Source organism: Streptomyces albus subsp. chlorinus (genome assembly GCF_013302895.1).
GTDB classification, from domain to species: domain Bacteria; phylum Actinomycetota; class Actinomycetes; order Streptomycetales; family Streptomycetaceae; genus Streptomyces; species Streptomyces chlorinus.
Genome location: NZ_VJOK01000001.1, coordinates 2655741 through 2669140, shown reverse-complemented (window position 1 = coordinate 2669140; position 13400 = coordinate 2655741). Strand labels below are relative to the sequence as shown.

The following is a 13400-nucleotide window of genomic DNA, read 5'->3' as shown; positions in this document are numbered from 1 at the left end:
CGGCCCTGCCGGTGCCCTTGGCCGCGGCGGGGGTGCTCGGGGTGGTGGGGATGCGGCTCTTGCCGGGTGTGCTGGGGGTGGTGGGGATGCGGCTCACGCTGGGCGCGTCGTCCCCGGGGCCGCTGCCCGCACCGGCGGGGGAGTCCTTGCCGGGCGTGCCTCTGCCGGGCGCGCCCTTACCGGCACCATCGACCTTCGCGGGGGCGCCGTCCTTCCCGGGAACGCCGCCCTCACCGGTGGCCGCCGCCGCTTCGGTGGTGCTGTCCGCGTCGGGTGCGCTCCCACCGGGTGCGGCGCCATCGGGGGTGCCGCCTGCGCCCGGGGCGGACGGGGCGCCCGGGGTGGCGGGGGTACCGTCCTGGGTGCCGTTCCGGCCCCTGGCGGTCCGCTTGGGGGCGGGGTTCGACGCGGGGCCGGCCGCCCTGCCGGGCTGCGCCCGCTCTGCCGGGGTGTCCCGCTCGGGCGGGCTGTTGTCTGGCGGGCCGTCCGACTCCGGCTCTCGGCCTTCGGCGTCGCGGTTCGGCTCGTCACTCATGTCTGCAGGGACTCCTCGTCCAATGGCGGGCGATTCGTGGTACGCCCCGTAGAACACTCTCGCACCCTCCGTACCGCAGAACGAGCCCGGCCCGCGTCGGGACCGGTGGAAAACCGGTGGCAGTCCACGTATCCCGCGCACTACGCTCATGCGCTTCGCCCGCGCTCGGTTCTCGCACGGAAGTGCTACTTGAAAGACGGTGGAGGAGCTCGAAAGGATGCATCTGCTCCGTCTCAATCTCGCCGTGGCCGCGAGCGGCTTCCGGCGGTACGCCACCTACCGCGTCGCCACGGCGGCCGGCGTGTTCACCAACACCGTCTTCGGCTTCATTCTCGCCTATACGTTCCTCGCTCTGTGGCACGAGCGCCCCCACCTCGGCGGTTACGACCAGTCACAGGCGCTGACCTTCGTGTGGACCGGGCAGGCGCTGCTGGCCGCCGTCGCGCTGCTGGGCGGCGGGTTCCAGGACGAGTTCCACGAGCGCATACGCAACGGCGACGTCGCCATCGATCTGTACCGGCCCGTCGACCTCCAGCTGTGGTGGCTCGCCCACGACCTGGGCCGGGCCGCCTTCCAGCTGGTGGGCCGGGGGGTGGCCCCCATGGCGGCCGGGGCCCTCGTGTTCGACCTGGCGCTGCCGTCCTCCCCGGCCGTCTGGCTGCTGTTCCTGCTCTCCGCCCTGCTGGCGATCGTCGTCAGCTTCGCGCTGCGCTATCTGTGGGCGCTGTGCGGCTTCTGGCTGCTGGACGCGACCGGGCTGAGCGCCCTGTCCACCCTGATGAGCCTCTTCTTCTCCGGGATGCTGCTGCCGCTGACGGTCTTCCCCGGCGGGTTCGGGGACGCGGTGCGCTGGCTGCCGTGGGCCGCCACCCTCCAGGTGCCCGCCGACGTGCTGCTGGGGGCCCACCCCGGCGGGAGCCTGCCGGGCCTCGCCTTCCAGCTGGTGTGGGCGGTGGTGCTGCTGGCCGCGGGGCGGCTGCTCCAGTTCGTCGCGACCCGCAAGGTGGTGGTCCAGGGTGGCTGAGACCCTGTCGGGCGCGTGCGCCCGCGCGGTGCTGGGCCGCGCCGTGTGGGGACTGCGCGCGTACGGCTTCATCGCGGCCATGTGGATCCGTTCCTCGTGGGCGTACCGCGCCTCGTTCGCGATCATGCTCGCCGCGAACTTCGCCAGCACCGCCCTCGACTTCGCCGCGATCACGCTGATGTTCGCCCAGGTGGACGCGCTCGGCGGCTTCACGCTGCCCGAGGTCGCCTTCCTCTACGGCACCTCCTGCGTCGCCTTCGGCCTGGCCGACCTGCTGCTGGGGACGGCCGAGCGGGTCGGCCGCCGGGTGCGGGACGGCACCATGGACATCCTGCTCACCCGCCCGGTGCCCGTCCTCAGCCAGGTCGCCGCCGACCGCTTCGCGCTGAACCGGCTCGGCCGCATCCTCCAGGCCGGGCTGGTGCTGGGCTGGTCGCTGACGCGGCTGGAGCTGGACTGGACGGCGGGCCGCATGGCGCTGCTGGTCTCGATGGTGCTGTGCGGAGCCGTCATCTTCGGATGCGTCTTCGTCCTCGGCGGTGCCTTCCAGTTCTGGGCGCAGGACGCCTCCGAGGTGCAGAACGCCTTCACCTACGGCGGCATCACCCTGCTCCAGTACCCGCCCACGGTCTTCGGCAAGGAGCTGGTGCGCGGGGTGACGTTCGTGGTGCCGCTCGCCTTCGTCAACTGGCTGCCCGCGCTGCGCGTGCTCGGCCGCGACGACCCGCTGGGCCTGCCGGGCTGGATGGACTTCGCCGCGCCGGCCGTGGCACTGCTGTGCTGCGCGGGTGCGGGGGCGCTGTGGCGGGCGGGGCTGCGGGCGTACCGCAGTACCGGAAACTGAGAGCTGGAGAGGACACCGGAGCCGTGAGCGACGCGGACGACGACGCGTTCATCGCCGTCACCGACCTGACCAAGACCTTCCGGGTACGCCGCAGAAGCGGCCTGCTGCGCCGTACGACCAGCGAGGTGCGCGCGGTCGACGGCATCTCCTTCACGCTGCGGCGCGGCGAGATGACCGGTTTCATCGGGCCCAACGGCGCCGGCAAGTCCACCACCGTCAAGATGCTCACCGGCATCCTCACCCCGAGCGGCGGGCGGCTGCGGGTCGCCGGGGTGGATCCCTGGAAGGAGCGGACCCGGCTGGTGCGGCGCATCGGGGTCGTCTTCGGGCAGCGCACCACCTTGTGGTGGGACCTTCCGCTGCGCGACTCGTTCGGCCTCGTGCGGCGGATGTACCGCATCCCGCGGGACCGCTTCGAGGAGAACCTGGCCCGCTGCGTGGAACTGCTGGAGCTGGACGGGCTGCTGGATGTGCCCGTGCGGCAGCTGTCGCTGGGGCAGCGGATGCGCGGCGACATCACGGCCGCGCTGCTGCACGACCCCGACGTGCTCTACCTGGACGAGCCGACGATCGGGCTCGATGTCATCAGCAAGGCGCGGGTGCGCCGGTTCCTGGCGCGGCTGAACGCCGAGCGGGGCACCACGGTGCTGCTGACCACCCATGACCTCAGCGACATCGAGCAGCTGTGCGAGCGGGTGGTGGTCATCGACCACGGCCGCCTCATGTACGACGGCGCGCTCTCCGGGCTGCACGAGGTCGGCCAGGGCGAGCGCACCCTCGTGGTGGACCTGGAGCGCGAACTGCCGCCGGTCGAGGGCATCACCGGCGCCCGGACGGTCCGCACCGAGGGCCCCCGCCAGTGGCTGGCCTTCCCCGCCTCGGCGAGTGCGGCCCCGTTGGTCTCCCAGCTGGTCGCGGCGTATCCCGTGGTGGACCTGTCCCTCCGGGAGCCGGACATCGAGGACGTGATCGCACGCATGTACGAGGGGTCCGAGGGGCGAAGCCCCTCCACCGACTCCGGCCGCCCCGGTGTGCAACCACAACGGTGAGGGCCCGGCCGCATCGACGACGGCCCCACCCCCTGCACGGCAAGCCCCCAACCCGCAAGCCCCGGCCCCGCCGGGTCACAGCTCGGCGCGGGGTCACAGCTTGGCGGGCCGTGCCCCCTTCAGCGTCTTCACGTTCAGCGCCTGGGCCATGGCCCGGTACCCGTTGTCACTCGGGTGCAGATGGTCCCCCGAGTCGTACGCCGCGCGCAGCCGCTCAGGATGCGCGGGGTCCCGCAGGGCGGCGTCGAAGTCCACCACGTCGTCGAAGACCTTGCCGGAGCGGATCTGCTCGTTGACCGCCTGGCGGACGGCGTCCATCCGGGGCGTGTACCCGCGGTGCCCGCCGAACGGCGTCAACGTGCCGCCCACCACGCGCAGCCCACGGGTGTGCGCCTGCCGCACCAGGTCCCGCAGGCCGTTGACGATCTTCCGCGGGTCGCGCTGCCGCGGCGGCTTGATGATGTCGTTGAGACCCATCTCCACGACGACGACCTTCACACCCGTGCGCGAGAGCACGTCGCGGCTGATCCGGGTCAGCCCGCTCGGCCCGTTGTTGGGCGAGAACTTGCTGCCGTCCACCAGGACGCGGTTCCCGCTGATGCCCGCGTTCAGCACGCTCAGCCGGGGCGCGTCGCGCTCGGTGCGCAGCCGCTCGGCCAGGAAGTCGGTCCAGCGGCGGTTCGCGCCGGGGCTGGAGGTGATGCCGTCGGTGATCGAGTCCCCGATCACGGCGACGGCCCCGTCGGTCTCGGCGCTCCACACATCGACCGCCGACAGATACCGCCAGTACGGGCTCTGCTGGTTGAAGGCGGTGCCCGAGGTGTCCTCGGTGCGGTCGCCCGCGGCGACGTAGCTGGTCTGCCGCGCGTACGGGTGGTAGGTCACCGGGCCCGAGGGGGTCGGCGAGTACGTGGTGACCAGCAGGTCGGCGGCGTGCGGCACGTTCAGCCGCACCGGGTCGCTGGTGACCTCGCCGCCGGCCGGGATGGTGACCGACGGCTTGTTGCCGAAGCCGAGCCGGCGCATGCTGCCCGCCGCGGCCGTGGGGTTGCTGGGGGCCGCGGCGAGGGCGATCGTCGCATGGGTGATCGTCAGCGGGCGGTTGCCGAACAGGTTGGAGAGCTGGATGCGGGCCTGCGTGCCGCCCACCGAGGTGTGCACCACGTTCCGTATCGACATGTGCGCGAACCCGTCGCGGCTGTTCGGCTCGGCCGCCGCCGGGGCGGCCGACCAGGTGCCGACCCAGTTCCCCGAGGAGGCGGGTGCCGCCGAGTTGCGGGACTGGGGCGAGTCACCGCCCGGTCCGCCGCCGTTGCCGCCCGCTCCGATGAATATCGCGGTCGAGACGAGGACCACGATCGCCGCAAGTCCGGCGAGCAGGGCATAGCCCATGTTCCTGGTCACGCGCGATGGTTCTCCTCGGCTGATCGGAGCCCCCCGGCTCCGCACGGTCTGCGGTGCCATGATCCCACGAAAGGGGCACAGCGCCCGTCGGGGGCCGTGCGCCGTGGGGGTGGCCGGCGGGTCGTCCGCCCTGGCACCGGGTTCCTCGCTGATGTTGTCTCAGTGCTGTCGATCAAACAGACGCGGAAGAGGCCCCATGCGTTCCCTCTCCCTTCTCTCTCCCTTCCCCCGCTCCTCCCCTCGCCGTTCCCCGCGCTGGTGGCCGGGGGAGAATGGCAGGGCCCGGCCCTCCGGCGGAGCTGTCCGGTGTACGGAGGCGGGAGCGAGTCCAGGGCGTCCACGGGGACGGGGAGGGGAGCGGATGGAACGGACGAATGAGGGCGAGCGGCTCCCCGCCGGGCCCGCCCACGTGAGAGCTGTCACACCCGGCCGTCCCGCCCCCGGGGGACCGGCGGGGCCCGGCCGTCCGGACGGTCCCGGCGCGCTGACCCCCGCCGACGAGGAGCGGCGGCGGGGCGTACGGCGGATGAAGGCCATCGCGACCGGTGCCCTGCTGCTGATGGCCACCGTCTTCGCGCTCGCCACCTGGGCGGAGCACGCGGGCGCCGGCGCGTGGACCGGATACGTCGCGGCGGCGGCCGAGGCCGGGATGGTGGGCGCGCTCGCCGACTGGTTCGCCGTCACCGCCCTCTTCCGGCACCCGATGGGGCTGCCCATCCCGCACACCGCCATCATCCCCACCAAGAAGGACCAACTCGGCCGGAGCCTCGGCGACTTCGTCGGGGAGAACTTCCTCTCCTCCGACGTGGTGCGCGCCCGGCTGCGCGGCGTCGGGATCGGCGCCCGGCTGGGGGAGTGGCTCGGCCGGCCGGAGAACGCCGACCGGGTGACGGCCGAACTGTCCACGGCGCTGCGCGGCGCGCTCACCGTGCTGCGGGACGCGGACGTGCAGGCCGTCGTCAGCGAGGCGATCACCCGCCGCGCCACCGCCAGGGAGGTGGCGCCCGGCCTCGGCACCATGCTGGAGAAGATCGTCGCGGACGGCGGCCACCGCCGCGTCGTCGACCTGGTGTGCGCCCGGGCCGCCGAGTGGCTGGGCGAGCACGGCGACTCGGTCATGGACGCGGTCGCGGGCGGCGCGCCCGGCTGGACGCCGCGGTTCGTGGACCGCAAGGTCGGCGAGCGCGTCTACCGGGAACTGCTGCGCTTCGTCACCGAGATGCGCGACATGCCCGACCACCCCGCCCGGGGCGCCGTGGACCGGTTCCTCACCGACTTCGCCGCCGACCTGCGGTCCGACCCCGACACCCGGGCCCGCGTCGAGAGGCTCAAGAACGAGACGCTGGCCCGGCACGAGGTGCAGGACCTCATCGCCTCCGTGTGGGGCGCCGTGCGGTCCATGCTGGTGGCCGCCGCCGAGGACGAGCACAGCGAACTGCGGGTCCGCGCCCGCACGGCGCTGCTCTCCCTGGGGAAGCGGCTGGCGGCCGACGGGCGGCTGCGCGGCAAGGTGGACGGCTGGGTCGAGGGCGCCGCCGTCCACCTGGTGACGACCTACCGGGACGAGATCACCTCCCTCATCTCCGAGACGGTCGCCGGCTGGGACGCCGAGCACACCTCCCGCAAGATCGAGGCCCACATCGGCCGCGACCTCCAGTTCATCCGTATCAACGGCACCGTCGTCGGCTCGCTGGCCGGTCTCGCCATCCACACGGTGGCCCGGCTGCTGGGGGCCTGACCGGCCACGGTGCGACCACGGCGCCGCATGGCCCGGCCACGGCCCGACTACGGTCCAGTACGTGAACGCGGTCTTGTGGTTCTGAACACCCTCTTGGAGGATCGGCTGATTCCTGGGAGGGAGAGCGACGTGAAACTGCTGCGCGTCGGAACAGCGGGAGCCGAGCGCCCCGCGCTGCTGGACGAGCACGGCACCTTGCGCGACCTGTCGGGGATCGTGCCCGACATCGACTCCGGCCTGCTCGCCGACCGTGCCGCGTGCGCGCGGGTACGTGAGGCGGCAGCCGCCGGAAGACTGCCCGAACTCGCGGGCGGCAACGACCCCGGCGGGCTGCGGACCGGGCCGCCGCTGACCGGCATCGGCAAGATCGTGTGCATCGGGCTGAACTTCCACGACCACGCCGAGGAGACCGGCGCGGCGATCCCCGAGGAACCCATCGTCTTCATGAAGGCGCCCGACACCGTCGTCGGCCCCGAGGACCCGGTGCTGATCCCGCGCGGCAGCACCAAGACCGACTGGGAGGTCGAGCTGGCCGTCGTCCTCGGCCGTACCGCGCGCTACCTGGACACGCACGAGGAGGCGCTGGCCTGCGTCGCCGGATACGCCGTCGCCAACGACGTGTCCGAGCGCGCCTTCCAGACCGAGCGCGGCGGCCAGTGGGACAAGGGCAAGAACTGCGAGACGTTCAACCCGCTCGGCCCCTGGCTGGTGACCGCCGACGAGGTGCCCGACCCGCAGGCGCTCGCCATGCGCCTGTGGGTCAACGGCGAGCTGCGGCAGGACGGCACCACCGCCGACCAGATCTTCCCCGTCGCCGAAGTGGTGCGCTACCTCAGCCACTTCATGACGCTCCGCCCCGGCGACGTCGTCTCCACCGGCACCCCCGCCGGCGTCGCCATGGGACAGCCCGAGCCCAAGCCCTATCTGCGCGAGGGCGATGTCGTCGAGCTGGAGATCGAGGGACTGGGCCGCCAGCGGCAGGTCATGAAGTCCGCCTGAACCGGCCGCCCGGCAGCCCGCCCGGCAGCCCGCCCGGCCGGGCCTCACAGGGTGCGGGCGCGGGTGAACGCGCGTGCCGTCTCCAGCACCTGGAGGGCCGCCGCCGCCTCGTGGGCCGTCACGGGCGGCGGCGTCCCCTCGCGCAGGGCGGCGGCGACCGCCTCGTAGAACGCCGGGTAGTCGCCGTCCAGCGTCGGCACCGTGCGCACCTCCGCCAGGGCGCCCAGCGTGCCCCACGCCGACTCGGGCTCCACGCCCCACGGCTCGCCCTGGGCCGGGCGGGCGCCCTCGCGCAGCGCGTTCTCCTGCGGATCGAGGCCGTACTTCACATACGCGGCCCTGCTGCCCAGCACCCGGAAACGCGGGCCCGGCTGGGCGGCGGTGGCGCTCATCCACAAATGGGAGCGGACACCGCTCTCATGGGTGAGGGCGATGAAGGTGTCGTCGTCCGCCTCGGCGCCCTGACGGCGTACGTCGGACTCCGCGTAGACGGAGGCGGCGGGCCCGAAGAGGGTCAGCGCCTGGTCGACCAGGTGACTGCCCAGGTCGTAGAGGAGTCCGCCTACCTCCATCGGGTCGCCCGACTCGCGCCAGCCGCCCTTCGGCCGGGGCCGCCAGCGCTCGAACCGGGACTCGAAACGGTGCACCTCGCCCAGCGCGTCCTCCGCGAGCAGCGAACGCAGCGTGAGGAAGTCGTTGTCCCAGCGGCGGTTCTGGAACGGGGCCAGCAGCAGCCCCCTGGCCTCCGCCTTCGCCGCCAGCTCGCGGGCCTCGGCCGCCGTGGGCGCCAGCGGCTTGTCCACCACCACCGGCAGCCCCGCGTCCAGCGCGCGGTGCGCCAGCTCCACATGGGTGCGGTTCGGGGTGGCCACCACCACCAGATCCAGCCGGTCCGCGTCCGCGAACAGCTCGTCGGCCGACGCGAGGGTCCGCACCTCGGACCCCGGCGCGCCCGCCCGGCGGGCTCGCTCCTGGCGCTCGGGGTCGGAGGTGACGACGGTGTCCAGGGCGAGCCCCGGCGTGGTCGCGATCAGCGGGGCGTGGAAGACCGAGCCGGCCAGGCCGAAACCGAGCAGGCCGACGCGGAGCGGTGCGGAAGTGGTGTCCATGCGGTTCATGCTTCCACCCTGGCAAAGCCGCCGCGCCCCGGCGGGTTGGCCCCGTCCACCGGGTCGGCCCCCGTCTGCTCGGGCCCCCGCACGGGCAGGGCGAGTTGCGGGCGAAGGCAGGCCATACGGGCGGGCCTGCGAGGACGCCGAGGTGGCTACCTCGCGTGGAAGCTCTGTCCCGTACGAGATCCCGGCCGGCGGAGCGGCACCCGTACGTGCCGGCACCCCCGAGCACGGACGCGTCCCCAACAGACGGACGCGTCCCCACCAGAAGGCCACCGGAAGCTGACCCTGCACGGCGGCCGGGCGGCCGCGCCGGTGGAACATCCGGTGACGGGCGGGCGACGCCGTCCGCCTCGGCTGACCCGCACCGGCCGCTGCCGTTACGCTGAGGGCGGCGGCCGGTTTCCGTACACGGCGGTACGGTCCCCGCCGGCCGGACCACCACGACCTGGCAGGAGTCCATCCGTGGCAGAGCGCAAGCCCATCGAGTCCTGGCTCACCGACATGGACGGTGTGCTGATGCACGAGGGGATCCCCGTCCCCGGCGCCGACTCCTTCATCAAGCGGCTCAAGGAGTCGGGGCGGCCGTTCCTGGTGCTCACGAACAACTCGATGTACACCCCCCGGGACCTGCACGCCCGCCTCGCGCGGATCGGCCTCGACGTGCCCACGGAGAACATCTGGACCTCGGCCCTGGCCACCGCCCAGTTCCTGGACGACCAGCGGCCCGGCGGCACCGCCTATGTGATAGGAGAGGCCGGGCTGACCACCGCCCTGCACGACATCGGGTACGTGCTCTCGGACGCCGACCCCGACTACGTCGTCCTCGGTGAGACCCGCACCTACAGCTTCGAGGCCCTGACCCGGGCCATCCGGCTCATCAACGACGGCGCCCGCTTCATCGCCACCAACCCGGACGAGACCGGCCCCTCCGCCGAGGGGGCGCTGCCGGCCACCGGCTCGGTCGCCGCCCTCATCACCAAGGCCACCGGCCAGCACCCCTACTTCGTCGGCAAGCCCAACCCGCTGATGATGCGCGCCGGCCTCAACGCGATCGGCGCCCACTCCGAGACCAGCGCCATGATCGGGGACCGGATGGACACGGACGTCCGCGCCGGTATGGAGGCCGGGCTGGAGACCTTCCTCGTGCTGACCGGGCTGACCCGTCCCGACGAGATCGAGCGGTACCCCTACCGCCCCTCCAGCGTCGTCGACTCGATCGCGGACCTGGTCGACCGCGTCTGAGCACCCCGGGGCGCCCCCGCGCACGGTCCCCTACGTCGCAGCCCCCCGGCGGGAACCGGCCGTGTGACACGATGGTGCGACGATCTGTGCCGGCTCCGGACTTCTCCCGGAGCGTGGCGAGTACACCCGAGGGGGCGTGGATGTACGGCAGTCACGGCCGGTCGTCGCACACGGCGCGGGCCCGCACCACCGGGCGCGCGGCGGCGGTGGCCGCCGCCGTGGCGGCCACCCTGCTGGCGGCCGGCTGCTCCTCCCCCGACGGCGGCTCCGGCGGCGGGGGCGAGCCGTCCGGCCCCGCCGTCCGGCAGCGCCCCAAGGCCGTGGCCCCCTACTGGGTGAACCCCCGCGGCAACGCCGCCCGCCAGGCCGCCGCCTACGCGAAGGCCGGCGAGGCGGACCGCGCCGCGCAGCTGAGGAAGATCGCCGACCAGCCCGTGGCCGAGTGGATCGGCACCGAGGACCCGCGCGGCACCACCGAGCGCGTCACCAAGGCCGCCGCGGCGGCGGAACGCCGTGCGCTGCTCGTCCTCTACAACGTGCCGCACCGGGACTGCGGGCAGTACAGCAAGGGCGGTGCCGAGGACGCGGCGGCCTACCGGCGCTGGCTGGCCGAGGTCACCAAGGGCATCGGCGGCCGGGCCGCCACGGTCGTCGTGGAGCCCGACGCCGTCCCCCACCTGCTGGCCCGGGGCTGCACCCCTCAGGAGTTCCACGACGAGCGCTACCGGCTCCTCGACGAGGCCGTCACCGCCCTCGGCCGGCTGCCGCGCACCAAGGTGTACCTGGACGCGGGCAACCCCGACTGGATCCGCGACCCCGGCGCCCTGGTCGAGCCGCTGCAACGGGCGGGCATCGCCAAGGCCGACGGGTTCTCGCTGAACGTCTCCAACTACCAGACCACCGCCTCCAACATCGCCTACGGCAAGAAGCTCTCCCCGATGGTCGGGGGCAAGCCGTTCGTCATCGACACCAGCCGCAACGGCAACGGCCCCGCCTCCGGCGGCGGCGAGGAGACCTGGTGCAACCCGCCCGGCCGGGCGCTGGGCGAGGCGCCCACGGTCAGGACCGGGGACCGGCTGGTGGACGCCTACCTGTGGATCAAGCGGCCCGGGGAGTCCGACGGGGAGTGCAAGGGCGGGCCCGCGGCCGGCCGCTGGTGGCCCCGGTACGCGCTGTCCCTCGCCCGCAACACCAAGGACTGAGCGGCACCGGGGCGCGGCACGCGCCCGCCGCGTCCGCCCCCGCGGGACCCTCCCTACCGCGGGTCGCCCGCCGTCACCGGAGGGTGGGCGGCGCCGGGGTCGACCTCGACCTTGAGCCAACGGGCCTTGGAGGGGATGCCGTCGTCGTCGACGGCGAAGACCATCCACCAGCCGGGCGTCACCAGCGAGGGGTCGTCGGGAACGGTGGCCGTCACCGTCCCGTCCGCGCCCTTGCGCATTGACAGCGCGACGGACGACTGCTCCACGTTCGTCACATGCGTGAACGAACCGGGCCGCACCAGCCGCAGCTTGCGCAGCGAGGCCGCGTCGTCGCTGCGGAAGGTGACCCGGTCGCCCGGGGAGACGGTCTTGCGGGCGGTGCCCACGTCCCGCAGGTCGGGCTGCTTCTCGCCCTTGTTCAGATAGGGAGGCGTGTAGATCTCGATGCGCTGGTCGAATACGCCCGGCTTGGTGTTGGCCTTGTCGGCGTAGAGCGAGTCCGAGCCGAACGTCATCACGCGCCCGTCGGGCAGCAGCAGCCCGCCGGAATGGTAGTTGCGGCCGACCAGCGGGGCGGCGGCCTCCTCGAAGGTGTTGCTCTTCGGGTGGTAGATCCCGGCCTTCAGCACGTTGCTGTCGCTCTTGCCGCGGTACTGGCCCGAGCCGTTGGTGGTCAGCACGGTGTCGTCGGGCAGGATCACACTGCTGGGGTAGCGGACCTTGTCGTAGAGCGCGGGGCCGTCGTGGAAGCGCGGCCGGTCCTCCTTGAGGTCCACGACGCGGGTCTTGTCGGTGGACTTGGAGGACTCACCGACACCGCCCCCGCCCTGCACCATGAACCTCCGCGACTGGGTGGGCGGCAGCGGCACCGACATCGCGGTCTCCAGCACGTCCGGGTCGCTCATACCGGGGATCGGGGTGAACCGGTTGGTCTCCAGGTTCCAGACGCCCGGCCTGCGGCCCTTGTCGGCGGGCCCGTACCCGGCCGTCGTACCGCTGTAGAAGAGCCGGTTCTCACCTATCAGATGGAGACCGGGGTAGGTGGGGAAGAAGCGCTTGCCGGACAGGTAGCGCCACTTCTTCGTCTTCGGGTCGAAGATCTCGTTCTTGCCGGGGACGACCTGGCCGATGTCGTCGAGGCCGGAGACGGTGAGGACGCGGCCGTCCTGGAGGGTGACCTGCGTGGGGTACCAGCGGGCCTCGTGCATCGGGTCCACGGTCAGATAGCGCTCCGCCACCGGGTCGAACTCGTAGGCGTCCTTGATCCCCTGGAAGTCCTTCTTGTCGAACGACATCTTCTGCGCGATGCCGTAGATGTTGCGCTTCTCCTCCCCGCGCAGGCCGCTGACCGTGTACTTGTCCTGCGTACCGGTCTGGTACCGGCGGCCCTCCTTCGCGGCCTCCGCGTAGACGCGGGTGACACTGTGGACGGTGGTGACCTCACCGGTGCGCCGGTTCTTCACCTTCTTCGCGGGCGGCAGGTTGACGGCCTGCTGGGCGACGAACGTCCTGCCGTTCCGCCGCCCGGTGAAGCGGGTCCCCTTTCTGATCATCTTGGCCCGGTCGGGGCTCTCGTTGTAGAGGAGCATCAGCCCCCCGGCCTTCTTCACATCGCCCTTGAGCGTCTCGTACCGCTGGGTGCCGCCCGCGACCAGCAGCTTGCCGTCCGGCAGTTGGTTGTGGCCCGAGCAGAACAGGTCGTTGGGGGTCGGGATGTTCTTGAAGGTGTTCTTCGCCGGGTCCCACAGCACGGTGCGGAAGCTCTTGGCGTCGAAGTTCTTCGCGTTGTTGCCCGAGCCGGCCACCAGCAGCACCTTGCCGGTGTGCAGGAGCGCCGCGTGGATGGTGTTGATGCGGTACCGCTCCGGCACGTCCACGATCTGCCAGTGGCCCCTGGCCGCCTTGTACTCGGGCCGGTTGATCTCGTACGTGTGGTACTTCTCCGAGGCGAAACCGTACAGCGCGGGGCCGTTGAATCCGGCGATGGCGACGACGACCGCCGTCCCGATCGCGACGCGCTTGACGCGACGGTGCTTGCTGCGTCTGGCCCGCCGACGGCTCGGTCGGGATGTCATCGTTCGTCCTCCCCCAGGGTGAGATCCGGTTGGTCACACCGTTGTCCGGTGCTGGTGCTGGTGCTGGTGCTGGTGCTGATGTGGGTGTGGGTGTGGGTGGCGGGCGGGTGTGCGGGCCCGTCCGCTGGTGGCGCCCCGGGCGCGGGGCGGTTCCGGGGCCGGGCCTCTCAGGG

The 13400-nt window shown here is 72.7% G+C and carries 10 protein-coding genes and 1 pseudogene; 7 read left to right on the top strand and 4 right to left on the bottom strand.

Going from position 1 to position 13400, the window contains the following annotated elements; genetic code table 11:
* A pseudogene (locus FM076_RS11975) lies at positions 1–535 on the bottom strand (hypothetical protein); the annotation flags it as partial.
* A gap of 217 nt (positions 536–752) precedes the next feature.
* On the opposite strand from FM076_RS11975, the gene FM076_RS11970 reads away from it, so the two are divergent.
* The 3 genes from FM076_RS11970 (at position 753) to FM076_RS11960 (ending at position 3452) form a co-directional block, all read left to right on the top strand.
* Positions 753–1559 carry an ABC transporter permease gene (locus FM076_RS11970; RefSeq protein WP_173870149.1) on the top strand — a complete coding sequence of 269 codons (807 nt, stop codon included), beginning with the start codon at positions 753–755 and terminating at the stop codon, positions 1557–1559.
* Positions 1560–1638: 79 nt separating this feature from the next.
* Positions 1639–2403, top strand: a complete 765-nt coding sequence (locus tag FM076_RS11965) for an ABC transporter permease (RefSeq protein WP_173874686.1) — start codon at positions 1639–1641, stop codon at positions 2401–2403.
* Between the two features lie 23 nt (positions 2404–2426).
* Positions 2427–3452, top strand: a complete 1026-nt coding sequence (locus FM076_RS11960) for an ABC transporter ATP-binding protein (protein WP_345944964.1) — start codon at positions 2427–2429, stop codon at positions 3450–3452.
* Positions 3453–3545: 93 nt separating this feature from the next.
* On the opposite strand, the gene FM076_RS11955 is transcribed toward FM076_RS11960, so the two are convergent.
* On the bottom strand, positions 3546–4844 hold the full coding sequence (locus tag FM076_RS11955; RefSeq protein ID WP_173874684.1) for an SGNH/GDSL hydrolase family protein: 1299 nt from the start codon (positions 4842–4844) through the stop codon (positions 3546–3548).
* Between the two features lie 373 nt (positions 4845–5217).
* Here FM076_RS11955 and FM076_RS11950 point away from each other — a divergent pair, with 373 nt between their 5' ends.
* Both FM076_RS11950 and FM076_RS11945 read left to right on the top strand, forming a co-directional pair.
* Positions 5218–6594, top strand: a complete 1377-nt coding sequence (locus FM076_RS11950; RefSeq protein WP_173870147.1) for a DUF445 domain-containing protein — start codon at positions 5218–5220, stop codon at positions 6592–6594.
* Positions 6595–6723: 129 nt separating this feature from the next.
* Complete coding sequence (locus FM076_RS11945; RefSeq protein ID WP_173870145.1) at positions 6724–7593, top strand: fumarylacetoacetate hydrolase family protein; 870 nt, start codon at positions 6724–6726, stop codon at positions 7591–7593.
* A gap of 44 nt (positions 7594–7637) precedes the next feature.
* On the opposite strand, the gene FM076_RS11940 is transcribed toward FM076_RS11945, so the two are convergent.
* Complete coding sequence (locus FM076_RS11940; RefSeq protein WP_173870143.1) at positions 7638–8711, bottom strand: Gfo/Idh/MocA family protein; 1074 nt, start codon at positions 8709–8711, stop codon at positions 7638–7640.
* 459 nt (positions 8712–9170) lie between these two features.
* Here FM076_RS11940 and FM076_RS11935 point away from each other — a divergent pair, with 459 nt between their 5' ends.
* Both FM076_RS11935 and FM076_RS11930 read left to right on the top strand, forming a co-directional pair.
* Complete coding sequence (locus FM076_RS11935; RefSeq protein ID WP_173870140.1) at positions 9171–9950, top strand: HAD-IIA family hydrolase; 780 nt, start codon at positions 9171–9173, stop codon at positions 9948–9950.
* Positions 9951–10090: 140 nt separating this feature from the next.
* Positions 10091–11152 carry a glycoside hydrolase family 6 protein gene (locus FM076_RS11930; RefSeq protein WP_173870138.1) on the top strand — a complete coding sequence of 354 codons (1062 nt, stop codon included), beginning with the start codon at positions 10091–10093 and terminating at the stop codon, positions 11150–11152.
* A gap of 53 nt (positions 11153–11205) precedes the next feature.
* On the opposite strand, the gene FM076_RS11925 is transcribed toward FM076_RS11930, so the two are convergent.
* A complete protein-coding gene (locus FM076_RS11925) occupies positions 11206–13227 on the bottom strand; it encodes a kelch motif-containing protein (RefSeq protein WP_173870136.1) in 2022 nt (673 codons plus the stop codon).
* Positions 13228–13400 lie beyond the last annotated feature (173 nt).